Genomic DNA, 15,398 nt, shown 5'->3' on the forward strand with positions numbered 1-15,398 from the left:
ACGCCCCTGTGGACGGTTGTCCACAGGGGCGTCCGTCGTCCCGGCGCGGGAGGCGTCCGACGCGGCAGGATCGGCACGTGCCCGCCCCGACCGCTCCCGCCCTGCCGCAGCCCGCTCGTGCGCGGACGGCCCTCCCGGCTCCCAGGGCGGCAGCCGCCGCAGTGCGCGTGACGCTGCGGCCGGGAACGGACGTGCTGCTCGACGTCGGCGTCCGCCTCGGCGACGCACGGCAGGCCCTCGCCGACCTGACGTGCCGGCCCGAGCTCCTCACCGCTACCCTGCGCGTCGACGGCGTCCGCGTCGACGACGACCAGCGGTGCGGCACCCGGCCCCTGCTGCCCGGCGCCACGCTGGCGGCGGACGACGCCCGCGAGGGCGCCGCGCGGCCGCGGACCGTCGACGTCCTCGCCGCGACGTGGCACGTCGCGGTGCTGAGCGGTCCGCGCGCCGGACGGCTGGTGCCGGTCGCGCCGAGGGGACCGGAGCGTCCGAGCCGACCGGCCCGAGGCCCGTGGCCTGCGGTGCCCCCGGGCGGTCACGCCCGGCGGGCGGGACCGGGCGAGGAGCACGCGGCCGTGGCGGTCGACGCCCTCCAGGTGTGGGCGACGCGCACCCGACGGGGCGGAGCGGTACGGGTCCGCGGCCCGCGGGACGCCTACCGGGTGCGGGCCACCGACGCCGTCCAGGTCGGGCCTGCCGGTGCCGGGACCGTCGGGTCGGGACGACGGCGGCGCCTCTCACCGCGGCGGGCGGCGCGCTGGCGCGACGGGTACGTCGTCGTGCACGGTTCCTCGACCTACGCGCTGCGGTCCCGTCCGCGCCTGGAGCACGCACCGCGGGTGCCGTCGTCGGACGCGAGCGCCGCAACCCCTCCGAACCCCGAGCCGTCGCGCCGGTGGAGCACCCATCTCACGACGGCGCTGACCCCGGCCGTGGCGTCGATCGCGCTCGCGGTGACGTTCCGCCAGCCGCTGTACGCGCTGCTCGCCCTCGTCGGTCCGCTCGCCCTGCTCCTGCCGGTGCTCCTCGACGCCCGACGCCGTCGCACCGCCGCGCGCGCGACGACCGGTCCGACCGGGGCCGGTCCCGTCGGCGTCCCGGGCCCGGGCGGCGCGCACGACGCGGCCGCCGGTCGGGCCGCGGAAGGCCTACGGCCCCCCGACCCCCTGCGCCCGCGCCCCGCGGACGTGCTCACGTGGGCCGCGGTCGCCCACCTCGCCCCCGACGACGCGGTACGAGCCGCTCCCGACGGCGCGGCGGGCCGACCGACCGGTCCGGCGCCCGGGACCACGCCGGACGACGGGCCCGGCGCCCGGCTGCCGGACGGCTGCATCGCGGTGGTCGGCCCGCGGGCCGCGGCCCTCGCGGCGGCACGCGCGGTGATCGCCGAGCTGCTCACCTCCGGCGCCGCGCTGACGGTGCGGCACGCCGTCGGCGCGGCGGCGGACTGGTCCTGGTGCCGGTGGCTGCCGCGGAGCGCGCTCGTGCGGAGCCTGGACGACGCCGAGCCGGCGGCCGCGAGGCTGCTCGTCGTCGACGGCGACCTCGCGCCCGGGGAGCTCGCCGCCGCGTGGGAACGCCTCAGCCCTGCGGGTGCGCGCCTGGTCCTCGTCGCGCACGACGTGAGGGCCGTGCCCGCGTGGTGCCGCACCGTCCTGACGGTCGAGGGCGACGCCGCCGTGCTCACCGGCGCGGACGGCGTCGGGACGGCGGCCCCGTACGTCGGCGTGGACGTCGCATGGGCCGAGGAGCTCGCCCGACACCTCGCCGCGGCCGAGCACCTCGGCCGGCTCCGCCCGGCCGGGGCAGCGACGCCCCCCGACGGCTGCGACCCCGCCGCGCCGGGCCTCCCCGACGACGTCTCCCTCGCCGCTCTCCTCGGTGCACCGGCGGCGCCCGGGCCGGACGTCGCGACGACCGTCGCCTGGGTCGCCGACCGCTGGCGGTCCGCCGCCGCGCGCGACGGGCGAGGGCTCCCGGTCCCGCTCGGCGTCGGGCCCGGCGGGACGCCGGTGGTGGTCGACCTCGTCGCCGACGGGCCGCACGTGCTCGTGGCCGGCACGACCGGTGCGGGCAAGTCCGAGCTCCTCCAGTCCCTGGTGGCGGGCCTCGCGCTCGGACGCTCGCCCGCCGAGCTGACCTTCGCGCTCGTCGACTTCAAGGGCGGTGCGAGCTTCGGCGCGTGCGGGAGGCTGCCGCACGTCGTCGGCCTGGTGACGGACCTCGACGCAGGTCTCGCCGGGCGCGCGCTCGCTGGCCTGCGCGCGGAGCTCCGCCGTCGCGAGCACGTCCTCGCCGCGGCGCGCGCCACGAGCATCGACGACCTCACCGCCGGGACGCTGCCCCGGCTCGTCGTCGTCATCGACGAGTTCCGCGCGCTGGCCGACGAGCTGCCCGACTTCCTCCCGGGCCTGCTGCGCCTCGCCGCCCAGGGCCGCTCGCTGGGCGTGCACCTCGTGCTCGCGACGCAGCGCCCCGCGGGTGCGGTGAGCGCCGACGTGCGCGCCAACATCACGCTGCGGCTCGCGCTGCGCGTCGTCGACGCCGCGGACTCGCGCGACGTCGTCGAGTCGCCGCACGCGGCGCTGATCCCCGCCGGGACCCCGGGCCGGCTCGTGCTGCGGCGCGGCGCCGCACCGCCCGTCGCGCTGCAGTGCGCCCGGGCGGGGGCACCGGTCCCGCCGCCGACCGGCGGGATCCGCTCCGCCCCGGCCTGGGGCGCGGCGACCCTGCCGGGAGACGACGCTCGCGCGCAGGGCGGCACCGGGGCCGCCTCGGCGCCCGACACCCTGGCGCACCTCGTCGACGCGGCGCGGACCGTCGCCGCCGGTGCGGGGATCTCGACGCCCAGCCCGCCCTGGCTGCCCGCGCTGCCGGAGCAGGTCCGCGCGCGGGACCTCGACGACCTCGGGAGGGACGCGCGCGCCACGCTGCCCCTGGCCCTCGGCGACGACCCGGAGCGTCAGCGCCGCGTCGTCGTCAGCTGGGACCCGCGCGACGGCCACCTCGTCGTCCTCGGGCGCGCACGTTCCGGACGCACCACGTCCCTCCTCGCCCTCGCGCACGCCGCCCTCGCACGGGGGTGGCACGTCCACGCGATCGGGGCGCGGCTCGGGCCGATCGCGGTGCACCCGGCCGCCGGGACCGTCGTCGACCGCTCCGACGCACGACGCGTCGCACGGCTCCTGCGCCTCCTGGCGCGGCACGACGACGGTCAGACCCGGCCCGCGGGGGCGTCCGGCACGACGCCGACGCTCGTCCTCGTCGACGACGTCGAGGCGGTCCGTGCGACGCTCTCGGCGCTCGCCGGCGGTGCGGGGGCCGACCTGCTCACCGAGGCGCTCACCGAGTCCGGTGCGGCGTTCGCGGTCGCCGGGTCCGGGCCGACCGTCGCCGGTCTGGCCGCGTGCGTCGGGGTCCGCGCGGTCCTGTCGTCGCGCGACCGTCACGACGACGTGTCCCTCGGCGTCCCCGCGCCCCTGGCGGGCCGCGGTGGCCCGCCCGGCCGGGCCGTGTGGATCGGTCCCGGGGAACCTCTGGTCTGCCAGGTCGTCCTCCCGGACGCCGACCCACCGGACGCGGCCCCGAAAGAGACGGGTGGCGGCCCGATGGCGGGCGCCGCGGTGGCGGCCCCGCTGCGTCTCGCCGCTCTTCCGGCGACGGTCGGCGAGCGCGCGCTCCGCGCGGCCGACCGCGCCCGCGGTCCAGGGCCGTCGGAGGTGACCGTGGGCATCGGTGGCGACGACGCGGGCGTGCTCACGCTGGACACGTCTCGCGGCGCGCTGGTCGTCGGTCCGCCCGGCAGCGGGCGCACGACCGCTCTCGCGCTGATCGCCCGGCAGGCGCAGACCGCGGGCGTGCTGCGCGGAGTCCTCGCGCGCGACGCCGCGCTGCACGACGTCGCGGGGCCGGGCGTCGCGGTCGCAGGACGCTTCTCGCCGGCCGAGGTCGGGCGCGTGCTCGACGAGGTCGCCGCGTCGGTCGGGACGTCGGGAGCCGCCGGGCCTCCGGTCCTCGTCGTCGACGACGTCGACCAGCTCGCCCAGCTGTGCGTGCTCGAGGCCGACCGCGTCGCGGCGCTGTGCCGTGAGGACGTGCGCCTCGTGGCGTCCGCGACCACCGGGTCGGCGGTGATGGCGATGCGCGGACCGCTCGCCGAGCTGCGTGCGCGCCGCGCAGGGATCGTGCTCGCGCCCGCGGAGCGCGGGAGCGGCGAGGTGTTCGGGCACGACCTGTCGTGGCTCACCGACCCGGGGCGCCCGCGACCGGGGCGCGGCGTGCTCGTCCGGGGTGCGCGGCTGGCACCGGTGCAGGTCGCCCACCCGGACGGGGAGTGAGGGCAGCCGGGACGGCCGAGCCGGATCAGCGCTCCGACCGGCCGGGCGGACGCCGCACGGCTCAGGCAGCGGGGCGGACGCCGCGCGGCTCAGGCAGCCGGTCGGGCGTCGCGCGTCGTCGCCTCGACCACCGGCCGGAGCATGAGCAGCACGAGCACGACCACGGCGAGCACCAGGGCCGCGGCCACCCACGCCGTCGCCCCGGACTGCAACGTGCTGATCGCGACGACGAGCTGGAGGATCTGCCAGGTGGCGACCGGGGACCGGGCCCACCGGCGGCCGTGCAGCAGGCCGCGGACGCTCAGGACGAGCAGCGCCGCGACACCGAGGGCGAACACCACGAGGAACAGGCTCACGCCGACGGACTGCGAGCCGCCGGCGACCAGCTCGACGAGCACGACCACCCCGCCCACGGCGAGCGCGAGGGCTTCGACGAGCACGCCGACGACGAGGGCGACGAGGGCTGCCGGGCGGTCCCCGGGGCCGGTCTCCGGACGGTCCTGCGGGGCGGGTCGAGGGGGCACGATCACCCAGCGTACGCCGCCACCTGCACCTTCACTCGCGTGTGACGCACACCTCACGATTCATCCGGAGGAAACTTCCTCGTAACCCCTTGTGCTCGTCTTCACGAGGTGTGAACCTGGTTCAAGCATCAATTACCCCCCGCTCGGAACCTGGCCTTGCGGCGCCCACCGCGCAGCGTCATCACCTGCGTCCAGGTTCCCCCCGTATCAAGGAGACCACCATGGACTGGCGCCACCGCGCAGCCTGCCTGGACGAAGACCCCGAGCTGTTCTTCCCGATCGGCAACACGGGCCCGGCCCTGCTGCAGATCGAGGAGGCGAAGGCCGTGTGCCGTCGCTGCGACGTCGTCGACACGTGCCTCAAGTGGGCGATCGAGTCCGGTCAGGACGCCGGCGTCTGGGGCGGCCTGTCCGAGGACGAGCGTCGCGCGCTCAAGCGCCGCACGGCCCGCGCCCGCCGCGCCGGCTGACGCTCGTCGTCACGCGGCGACGCAGAGCAGCAGCTGCGCGTCGCAGGTCATCCCGCAGCACCTTCACGAAGGGCCGCCACCCGACCGGGTGGCGGCCCTTTGTGATGCCGGGACCACCGAGCGCCGCAGACGGCGGCGCAGGACGGCGGGCGCAGGAGTCCGGCTCCGGCCCTCAGGCGTGACGCGACCCCGCGCCGTCGCGCAGGACGAGCTGCAGGACGACCTGCGTCCCTCCGCCCGGGCGCGAGCCCCACTCGATCGACCCGCCGAGCTCGTTCGTGACGAGGGTCTGGACGATCTGCGAACCGAGGCCGCTCTTCGCCACCCTGCCCGCGTAGGCGACGCCGCCGTCCGGCATGCCCGCCCCGTCGTCGGCGACGACGATGCGCACCGCGGACCCCTCGCGCTCGACCGCCACCTCGACCGTGCCCGACTCCCGCTTCGCCAGGCCGTGCTCGACCGCGTTCGTGACCAGCTCCGTGAGGACGAGCGCCAGGGGTGTCGCGTCCTCGGCGGGGACGAGGCCGAAGCTGCCCGTGCGGACGGTGCGCACGCTCGTGTCGGCGGACGCGACGTCGGCGGCGAGGCGCAGCGCGCGGCCGACCATGTCGTCGAACTCGACCTCTTCGTCCAGCGTCTGCGAGAGGCTCTCGTGCACCAGGGCGATGGTGGCGACCCGGCGCATCGCCTCCTCGAGCGCGGCGCGCGCCTCGGGGATGTCCATCCGCCGGGCCTGGAGGCGCAGGAGCGCCGCGACGGTCTGGAGGTTGTTCTTCACGCGGTGGTGGATCTCGCGGATCGTCGCGTCCTTCGTGATGAGCTCGCGCTCCCTGCGCCGGAGCTCCGACACGTCACGGCACAGGAGCACCGCACCGATGCGCTGGCCCGACTCCGTGAGCGGGAGCGCCCGCAGCGAGAGCGCGACGCGGTGCGCCTCGATGTCGGTGCGCCACGGCGCGCGGCCCATGACGACGAGGGGAAGGGACTCGTCGACGGTCCGCTCGTGCTCGATGAGGTCGGCCGTCACCTCGACGAGCGACCGGCCGACGAGCGGACCGATGACGCCCAGGCGGTGGAAGCAGCTCAGGGCGTTGGGGCTCGCGTAGAGCACCTCGCCCTCGGAGTTGAGGCGGATCAGCCCGTCGCCGACGCGCGGCGCCCCGCGGCGCGGGCCCGTCGCGGCGTTCGGGAAGGGGAACTCGCCGCGCGAGATCATCGCGATGAGGTCGTCGGCCGCCTCGACGTAGTTGAGCTCGAGCCGGCTCGGGGTGCGCCCGCTGCCGAGGTTGGTCTGGCGCGCGACGACGGCGATGGCCCGGCCCTCGTGCACGACGGGGATGGCCTCCTCGCGCACCGCGTACGCCCCGAACCAGCGGGGCTCCCGCGAGCGCTGGGAGCGCGCCTCCGTGAGGGCACGCTCGAGCTGCGGGCGCTGACCGTCCGGGGCGAGCGAGCCGACGATGTCGTCGTAGTGGACCGTCGCGCCGGTCGAGGGACGGCACTGGGACACGGCGAGGAAGTTGCCGTCCTGCACGGGGAGCCAGAGCACCAGGTCGGCGAAGGCGAGGTCGGAGATCACCTGCCAGTCCCCCACGAGCAGATGGAGCCACTCGTTGTCACCGGCGCTGAGGTCGGCGTGGCGGGAGATGAGGTCACTCATGGCAGACACGCACCCCAGCGTAGTTGCGCGCGGCCCGTTAGAGTCCCGATGAGCGCCCGCGCCCCGGGTGCACCCCGAGGAGGTCCCGTGCACCTGAGCGTCGAGCTGCGCTATCCCGCTCCCGTCCACGCGGTCGGCGCGATGCTCGCCGACGAGCCGTTCGTCCGGTGGCGTGCCGAGCGGTCGGGCGGCCCGGGTGGGGCGGTCGAGCAGGTCGACGTCACGGGCAGCGCCGCGACGGGGTTCACGGTCGCGGTGCGCCGGGAGCTGCCGACGGACCAGATCCCCGCGCACGTGCGGGCCTTCGTCGGCGGCAGGCTGGAGATCCGCCAGGCCGAGGCGTGGGAGCCGGAGCGGGACGGCGCGCGTGCCGGCACGGTGTCGCTCGAGATCACCGGTGCCCCCGTCCGGCTGACCGGCACCGTCCGGCTCGCGGCGGACCCCGGGGACCCGACGTGGACGGTGCAGACGTACTCGGGGGAGATCAAGGCGTCGGTCCCGCTGTTCGGCGGCGCGATCGAGGAGGCCGCGGCGGACGCGGTGCGCGGCGCGCTCGCCGCGGAGGAGCGCGCAGGGCGCGAGTGGCTCGCCAGGTGACGTCCCGTCGAGCGGTCTCGAACCGGTAACAATTTCGGCCGCATCGTCGGCTCGCGTGACACCACCGCCTCGTTGACCTGCAAGGATGCCGCAATGGGAGCGCGACCACCGCGATCCCTCGCCGGGCGGCGCTTGACACGCCCCACCCGGTCCGAGCACCATCGACCCACGTTCATGGAAGCGCTACCACTCTGATGTGGGAGCGCTGCCATCCCGTCCCACCGACAAGGGAGTCACCGTGCTGAGCAGCACCCGTACGACCCGCCGGTCCCGCAAGGCGATCTCCGCCGCTGCGGGCCTCGCGGCCATCACCCTCACCCTCACCGCGTGCGCGAGCGGCTCGGGTTCCGAGGACGACGAGACGACCGGATCGAGCGACGAGGAGATCACCCTCACCGTCGCGACGTTCAACGACTTCGGCTACACCGACGAGCTGCTCGCGGCGTACTCGGAGGAGCACCCCAACGTCACGGTCAAGCAGACGAAGGCCGCCAAGTCGGAGGACGCGCGCACCAACCTCACGACGAAGCTCGCCGCCGGTGGCGAGGGCCTCGCGGACATCGAGGCGATCGAGGTCGACTGGCTGCCCGAGCTCATGCAGTACCCGGACCTCTTCGAGGACCTGAGCGACGACGCGCTCGAGGGCCGCTGGGTGGACTGGAAGGTCCAGCAGGCGACGACGACCGACGGCAAGCTCATCGGCTACGGCACCGACATCGGCCCGAGCGCGATCTGCTACCGCCAGGACCTCTTCGAGGCCGCGGGCCTCGAGAGCGACCCTGCCGCCGTCGCGGAGCTCCTCGGTGGCGAGGACGCGACGTGGGACGACTACTTCGCGGCCGGTGAGCAGTTCGTCGCCGCGAGCGACGCCGCCTGGTACGACTCGGCGATGTCGATCTCGCAGGGCATGGTCAACCAGATCGACAACGCCTACGAGGAGTCCGACGGCACGCCGAAGGACCTCGCGGAGAACACCGAGATCCGTGACATCTACGACACGGTCCTCGAGCAGTCCACGACGAACGGCCTGTCCGCCGGCCTCGAGCAGTGGTCCGCCGACTGGGACGCCGCGTTCCAGAACAACGGCTTCGCCACGATGATCTGCCCCGCGTGGATGACCGGTCCGGTCGAGGAGCGCTCGGGCGGCGTCACCGGCTGGAACGTCGCCGACGTGTTCCCCGGCGGCGGTCTCAACTGGGGTGGCTCGTTCCTCACGGTCCCGGCCACGGGCCCGAACGCCGAGGCGGCCAAGGAGCTCGCCGCGTGGCTGACCGACCCGGCTCAGCAGACCACGGCCTTCGAGAACGCGGGCACCTTCCCGTCGCAGGTCGAGGCGCAGGAGTCCGAGGCGGTCCAGTCCTTCACGAACGAGTTCTTCAACGCCGCTCCGGTCGGTGAGATCTTCGTGAACCGTGCGCTCGCGATCGACGGCGCCCCGTTCAAGGGTGCGAACTACTTCGCGATCCACACGACGGTGCAGGACGGCATCAAGCGCGTCGACGTCGAGAAGACCGACGACGCCGCGTCCTCGTGGGACAAGACGCTCCAGGCCTTCCAGGACCTGGGTCTGTGATCTGACGGGGCCGGGCCGGCGCGCACGCGCCGGCCCGGCCCCCGCCGTGCGTCCTCGGGCGCACCCGCCCGTCCACCGCACCGCGTCGCTCGTCCTGCAGACGACGCCACCCGCAGCACAGGAACTCACATGGCCGTCCTCACCCCCACCCAGCCCTCACCGGGGCTCCGCGGGCCGAACGAGCGCGCACCGCGCCGCCTCGGCTTCTCCCAGCGCATGAGCCGCTGGGACGTCAAGGTGTCCCCCTACCTCTACATCTCGCCGTTCTTCGTCATCTTCGCGATCACCGGCCTGTTCCCGCTCGTCTACACGGCCGTCGTGTCGGTGTACGACTGGAACCTCCTGGGTGGCCAGGGCGACTTCGTCGGGCTCCAGAACTACTCCGACGTCCTCGCGCAGCCCACGTTCTGGAAGTCGCTGCGCAACACGCTGTCGATCTTCATCCTCTCGTCGGTGCCGCAGGTGATCGCCGCGATCGGGATCGCCGCGCTGCTGGACCAGAACCTGCGTACCGCGACGTTCTGGCGCATGGGCGTCCTGCTCCCCTACGTCGTCGCGCCGGTCGCCGTCTCGATGATCTTCGGCCGCCTCTTCGCCGACCAGTACGGACTCATCAACGAGCTGCTGGGCGTCATCGGCGTGGACCCGGTCCGCTGGCACGCCGACACCTTCGCGAGCCACGTCGCCATCTCCTCGATGGTCAACTTCCGCTGGACCGGCTACAACGCGCTGATCTTCCTCGCCGCGATGCAGGCCGTCCCGCGCGAGCTCTACGAGGCCGCGATCATCGACGGCGCCGGTCGCGTCCGCCAGTTCTTCTCCGTGACGGTCCCGCAGATCCGCGCGACCATCATCTTCGTCGTCATCACGTCGACCATCGGCGGCCTGCAGATCTTCGACGAGCCGCGCATGTACGACGCCCAGGGCCTCGGCGGCGCCGACCGGCAGTGGATGACCACGGTGCTCTACCTCTACGACGTCGCGTGGGGGAACCAGAAGAACTTCGGCCGCGCGGCCGCGATCGCCTGGTTGCTCTTCCTCCTCATCCTGCTCATCGGGATGGTCAACTTCCTCGTGACGCGGCGCATCTCGACCTCGGGCGCGCCCACGGGCGACTCCCGCCGAGATCGCCGCCGACGCGCCGCTCGCGCGCGCGCCGAGCTCGCGTCGTCGCAGTCGTCCGCCCCCGCCCGTCACGTCGGACCGTCCGCAGGCGGTCCCACGCCCAGCACCACCGATCGGAGGAAGCGATGAGCTCCGTCCCCGTCGTCGCTCAGACCGCCGGGCCGGGCGCCGCACGCGCCGCCGCCCGCCGCCGTTCCGCAGGCAAGAACGTCGGCGGCACCCAGCGTCGCCCGCGCTGGGTCACCTACACGCTGCTCGGGATCGTCATCCTGATCTCGGTCTTCCCGCTGTACTTCACCCTCATCCTGGGGTCGTCGACGCCGGAGGAGATCTCGCGGAGCGGACTGCCCCAGCTCCTGCCGGACGCGAGCCTGTTCACCCAGTTCGGCGCGGTCATCAGCTCGGACGCGATCAACTTCTGGAAGGCGGCGTGGAACTCCGTCGTCATCGCGGTGATCACGTCGCTGTCCGTCGTGCTGTTCTCGACGCTCGCCGGGTTCTCGTTCTCCAAGCTCCGGTTCAAGGGGCGCGGCCCGCTGCTGGTGTTCGTCATAGCGACGATGGCGGTGCCGACGCAGCTCGGCGTCATCCCGATGTACATCCTCATGTCCGACCTGGGCTGGATCGGCAAGCTGCAGGCCGTCATCGTGCCGGCCCTCGTCACCGCGTTCGGCGTGTTCTGGATGACCCAGTACCTCGGTGAGGCGCTGCCGTACGAGCTCATCGAGGCCGCGCGCGTCGACGGCGCGTCGATGTTCCGCACGTTCTGGTCGATCGCGCTGCCCGCGGCCCGCCCGGCCGCCGCGATGCTCGGACTGTTCACGTTCGTGCAGCAATGGACCAACTTCTTCTGGCCGTCGATCGTGCTCAACCAGAGCAATCCGACGCTGCCACTCGTCGTCCGGTCCCTGCAGTCGAACTTCTTCGTCGACTACTCGCTCGTCATGGCGGGCATCTTCCTCGTGACCCTGCCTCTCATCGTGATCTTCATGTTCACGGGACGCCAGCTCGTCGCGGGCATCATGCAGGGCGCCGTCAAGGGCTGACCCGCCTCGCCCGACCCCGTACCCGACCGCCGGGCGGGCTCCTGACCGGAGCCCGCCCGGGGGTCCACCCGTACCTCTCGAAGGACAATCGACCCATGAGCCTCTTCGTCCCGTCCACGCCGCTCGCGCCCAACCCGGCAACGGCCACCGGCCGCGTCGAGATGCCGCACGGATTCCTCTGGGGCGCCGCGACCGCGTCGTTCCAGATCGAGGGCGCCGGGCAGACCGACGGCCGCAAGGACTCGGTGTGGGACGCCTTCGCGCGCGTCCCCGGCGCCGTGGTGAACGGTGACGACGGCCTGGTCGCGTGCGACCACTACCACCGGTACCGCGAGGACGTCGCGCTGATGCGCGAGCTGAACCTCGGTGCGTACCGCTTCTCGAGCTCGTGGGCCCGCGTCCGTCCGGACGGCGGAGCGGTGAACCCGAAGGGCCTCGCGTTCTACGACCGCCTCGTGGACGAGCTCCTGGACGCCGAGATCCTCCCGTGGATCACGCTCTACCACTGGGACCTCCCGCAGGCGCTCGAGGAGAAGGGCGGGTGGACGAACCGCGACACCGCCTTCCTGTTCGCCGAGTACGCCGTGACGATGCACGAGGCGCTCGGAGACCGCGTCGGGGTGTGGACGACGCTCAACGAGCCGTGGTGCTCCGCGTTCCTCGGGTACACCGCGGGCGCGCACGCCCCCGGCCGCCGGTCGCGCCCGGACGGGCTCGCCGCCGCGCACCACCTCCTGCTGGGCCACGGCCTCGCGGTGCAGGCGCTGCGCGAGCGCGCCCCGCAGGCGAACCTCGGCATCACCCTGAACTTCACGGTCGCGGACCCCGTCGACCCGACGGACCCTGCCGACGTCGACGCCGCCCGCCGGATCGACGGCCAGTTCAACCGCGTCTTCCTCGACCCGCTGTTCCGCGGCGCGTACCCGCAGGACCTCCTCGACGACGTCGCGCCCTACGGGCTGCTCGACCACGTCCGGGACGGCGACCTGGAGATCGTCTCCACGCCGATCGACACGCTGGGCGTGAACTACTACAACGGCGGCGCGTTCTCCGCCCGCCCGCAGGAGACCGGCTCGGCGGACGGCGGCACGCGCCCCGAGGGCGTGCGCCAGGAGGACGGCGAGGCGTCGGACGGCGTCCCGGTGCGCGAGACCTCCTCGCCCTACCCCGCCGCGGACGGCGTCCACGGCCACTCGCGCGGCCTGCCGCTCACGGACATGGGCTGGGAGGTGCAGCCCGAGGGCCTGACCCGCCTGCTCATCCGGCTGCAGGAGGAGTACACCGGCCCGCTCGGCGTGAGCATGTACGTCACGGAGAACGGCGCCGCCTACCCCGACACGGTGGAGGCCGACGGCTCGGTCGACGACCAGGACCGGCTCGACTTCCTCGACGCCCACCTGCGCGCGACGAAGGACGCGATCGACGCCGGTGCCGACGTGCGCGGCTACTTCGCGTGGTCGCTCATGGACAACTTCGAGTGGGCCCTCGGCTACACCAAGCGCTTCGGCATCGTCCGCGTCGACTACGAGACGCAGGAGCGCACGGTCAAGGCCAGCGGCCGGTGGTACGCGCGCGTCGCGCAGGCGAACGCCGTACCCGCCCGGGACGACGCGCAGGACGACTCGACGGGCGACGCGAGGCCCTGATGAGCGCCGTGACGCCGTCGCGTCCCGTCCCCGGGTCGGTCAGGGGCGGGACGCGGGATACTGGTCGGATGAGCACTCCGAGCACCGCCCCGACCCTGGACGAGGTGGCCCAGGCGGCGGGGGTCTCCCGGTCGACGGCGTCGCGCGCGATCAACGGTGGTCTGCGCGTCTCCCCCGAGGCGCAGGCCGCGGTCGACGCGGCGGTCGCCGAGCTCGGCTACACGCCGAACCGTGCCGCGCGGTCGCTCGTGACGCGCCGGACCGACTCGATCGCCCTCGTGGTCCCCGAGCCGGACGAGCGCATCCTCACCGACCCGTTCCTCGCCGGCACGATGCGGGGTGTGAGCGCGGCGCTCGGCGGGACGGACCTCCAGCTCGTCCTGCTGTTCGCCCGCCCGGACGAGCAGCCGGGCCGGATCGTGCGCTACCTGCGCAGCGGTCACGTCGACGGCGCGATCGTCGCGTCGCACCACCGCGACGACGAGCTCGAGGAGGCGCTGCTCGCGACGCGCCTGCCCGCGGTGTTCGTCGGTCGCCCGTTCCGTCCCACGCCCGACCTCGTCTACGTGGACGTGGACAACGTCGAGGGTGGACGGCTCGCCGCCCGGCGCCTCGTCGAGGCGGGGTGCCGCAGGATCGCCACGATCGCCGGCCCGCAGGACATGACCGCTGGTGTCGACCGGCTCACGGGGTGGCGCGAGGTCCTGCGCGACGCCGGTCTGCCCGACGACGCCGTCGAGGTGGGCGACTTCGCCGCCTCCGGGGGTGCCGCGGCGATGGAGCGGATCCTCGCGGACCACCCGGACGTCGACGGCCTGTTCGCCGCGTCGGACCTCATGGCCGAGGGCGCGATGCGCGTCCTCGCCCAGCACGGGCGCAGCGTCCCCGGCGACGTCTCCGTGGTCGGCTTCGACAACCTCGCGAACGCCGCGACGACCTCGCCGCCGCTGACCACGGTCCAGAACCCGATGGTCGAGATGGTGCGCAACGCGACGGACCTCCTGCTGGACCTCGTCGCGCACCGGTCGGACGAGGTCAGCTCGTGCGTGCTCTCGCCGGAGCTCGTGGAGCGCGCCTCCGTCTGACGACGCCCCGGTCCGACGCTCCCTCGCCGCGCACGAGGCGGCCGTGTCGGACCGGGACCGGACCTCCCGTGGGCGGCCGGTCGTAGCGTGGGGACGTGACCAGGAACGCACCCGCCTCGCGCACGGACGCGCCCTTGCGCGTCACGCGTGCCGCCGTCCTCGCCTTCCGTCGGCACGCGCAGGAGCTGGACCGCGACGCCGGGTCCGCCCGTTCCGCGCTCGACGCGGCGGTCCTCGACCTGGGCGTGCAGGACACCGGGCCCGACGGCGCGCGCTGGGCCCTCGAGCTGCGCGGAGCGCCCCCGGCGGCCCCCGGGGACCTCGCGCTCGCCTGGACGCTGCGCGGCGCGCCGCACGTGTACCGTCGCACCGACCTCGCCTCCGTCGCCGTCGCCACGGCGCCGCTGTCGGAGGCCGACGCCGCGAAGCGCGTGTACGACGCGAGCCGGCCCCTGCGCGCAGCCGGGATCTCGGTGCTCGACGCGCTGCGCACCGTCGCCGAGGACGAGCGCTCGATCGTGACGGCACCGACCGTCAAGGGCGACCTGTCCACCCGGCTCACCGAGCGGCTCGACGAGCCCTTCCTGCGCTGGTGCCGCCCGTGCGGGGCGACGCACAGCTACGAGATGACGTTCCGCCTCGCTGCCCTGCAGGCCGGGCTCGAGCTCGAGCCCGGCACCTCGCCGCCGGTCCTGCAGCGCGCGGCCGAGCTCGACGCTCCGCTCTACGGGCGGCTGGCCGACGAGGCGGACCCGCGGCTCGACGTCGTGCGCGGCTACCTGCGCCTGCTCGGGCCCGCGAGCGTGCAGGACGTCGCGGCGTTCCTCGACGCGCCGGTCCGCGACGTGCGCGCCGCCTGGCCCGAGGACGCGGTCGCCGTCGACGTGGTGGACGGGGACGCCTCCGGCGAGGGCCGGCGCGCGCAGCGGTGGGTCCTCGCCGACGACGCGGACGCGCTCGCCGATGCGGCGGACGGACTCTCCGACGGCGCCTCACGGGTCCGGCTTCTCGGCCCGTACGACCTCTACCTCCAGCTCCGGGACCGCCGTCTGCTCGTCCCGGACGCGTCCCGTGCGCAGGACCTGTGGCGCACCCTCGGTCGTCCCGGCGCGGTGCTCGCCGGGTCCGAGGTGGTCGGGACGTGGCGGCCCCGGGCGTCGGGCCGGCGCCTCACCGTCGTCACCGACCCCTGGACCGCGTGGGACGCCGCGCTCGACGCCGCCGTCGTCGCCCAGGCCGAGCGGCTCGCCGCCTTCCGCGGGGCGTCGACGGTGGACGTCGGGCGCGCCGACTGAGGCCTCGCCGACGAGCCCCGTCCTCCGTCGGCATCGCCGG

11 protein-coding genes are annotated in these 15,398 nt (G+C 74.7%); 9 read left to right on the forward strand and 2 right to left on the reverse strand.

Annotation, left to right across the window (positions count from 1 at the left end; all coding sequences use genetic code 11):
- Positions 1–77 precede the first annotated feature (77 nt).
- Positions 78–4,337 carry an FtsK/SpoIIIE domain-containing protein gene (locus tag V5D56_RS18550; protein ID WP_435736739.1) on the forward strand — a complete coding sequence of 1,420 codons (4,260 nt, stop codon included), beginning with the start codon at positions 78–80 and terminating at the stop codon, positions 4,335–4,337.
- Between the two features lie 89 nt (positions 4,338–4,426).
- On the opposite strand, the gene V5D56_RS18555 is transcribed toward V5D56_RS18550, so the two are convergent.
- Entirely contained in the window at positions 4,427–4,861 is a 435-nt protein-coding gene (locus tag V5D56_RS18555) for a hypothetical protein (protein WP_435736740.1), read from the reverse strand.
- Positions 4,862–5,082: 221 nt separating this feature from the next.
- Between V5D56_RS18555 and V5D56_RS18560 the strand changes: the two genes are divergently transcribed.
- Positions 5,083–5,331 (forward strand): WhiB family transcriptional regulator, encoded by a 249-nt coding sequence (locus V5D56_RS18560; protein ID WP_021481972.1) that lies wholly within the window; start codon positions 5,083–5,085, stop codon positions 5,329–5,331.
- Positions 5,332–5,503: 172 nt separating this feature from the next.
- Here V5D56_RS18560 and V5D56_RS18565 read toward each other — a convergent pair whose 3' ends face one another.
- Positions 5,504–6,991 (reverse strand): sensor histidine kinase, encoded by a 1,488-nt coding sequence (locus tag V5D56_RS18565; RefSeq protein WP_435739078.1) that lies wholly within the window; start codon positions 6,989–6,991, stop codon positions 5,504–5,506.
- 87 nt (positions 6,992–7,078) lie between these two features.
- Here V5D56_RS18565 and V5D56_RS18570 point away from each other — a divergent pair, with 87 nt between their 5' ends.
- The 7 genes from V5D56_RS18570 to V5D56_RS18600 all read left to right on the forward strand — a co-directional run bounded on the left by V5D56_RS18570 (position 7,079) and on the right by V5D56_RS18600 (position 15,358).
- Entirely contained in the window at positions 7,079–7,588 is a 510-nt protein-coding gene (locus tag V5D56_RS18570) for a DUF2505 domain-containing protein (RefSeq protein ID WP_435736741.1), read from the forward strand.
- A gap of 238 nt (positions 7,589–7,826) precedes the next feature.
- Positions 7,827–9,161, forward strand: coding sequence for an ABC transporter substrate-binding protein (locus tag V5D56_RS18575; RefSeq protein WP_435736742.1), 1,335 nt, complete (start codon positions 7,827–7,829; stop codon positions 9,159–9,161).
- A gap of 129 nt (positions 9,162–9,290) precedes the next feature.
- Entirely contained in the window at positions 9,291–10,415 is a 1,125-nt protein-coding gene (locus V5D56_RS18580) for a carbohydrate ABC transporter permease (RefSeq protein WP_435736743.1), read from the forward strand.
- Positions 10,412–11,332, forward strand: a complete 921-nt coding sequence (locus V5D56_RS18585; protein WP_435736744.1) for a carbohydrate ABC transporter permease — start codon at positions 10,412–10,414, stop codon at positions 11,330–11,332. Before V5D56_RS18580 ends, V5D56_RS18585 begins: the two co-directional genes overlap by 4 nt.
- Before the next feature lie 95 nt (positions 11,333–11,427).
- The gene (locus V5D56_RS18590) at positions 11,428–12,978 is read left to right on the forward strand and encodes a glycoside hydrolase family 1 protein (RefSeq protein WP_435736745.1); all 1,551 of its coding nucleotides are present in this window, start codon (positions 11,428–11,430) and stop codon (positions 12,976–12,978) included.
- Positions 12,979–13,046: 68 nt separating this feature from the next.
- Positions 13,047–14,063, forward strand: coding sequence for a LacI family DNA-binding transcriptional regulator (locus V5D56_RS18595; RefSeq protein ID WP_435736746.1), 1,017 nt, complete (start codon positions 13,047–13,049; stop codon positions 14,061–14,063).
- Positions 14,064–14,158: 95 nt separating this feature from the next.
- Entirely contained in the window at positions 14,159–15,358 is a 1,200-nt protein-coding gene (locus tag V5D56_RS18600; RefSeq protein WP_435736747.1) for a DNA glycosylase AlkZ-like family protein, read from the forward strand.
- Positions 15,359–15,398: the final 40 nt, after the last annotated feature.

The organism is Cellulosimicrobium sp. PMB13, from assembly GCF_051294865.1.
Lineage (GTDB): Bacteria > Actinomycetota > Actinomycetes > Actinomycetales > Cellulomonadaceae > Cellulosimicrobium.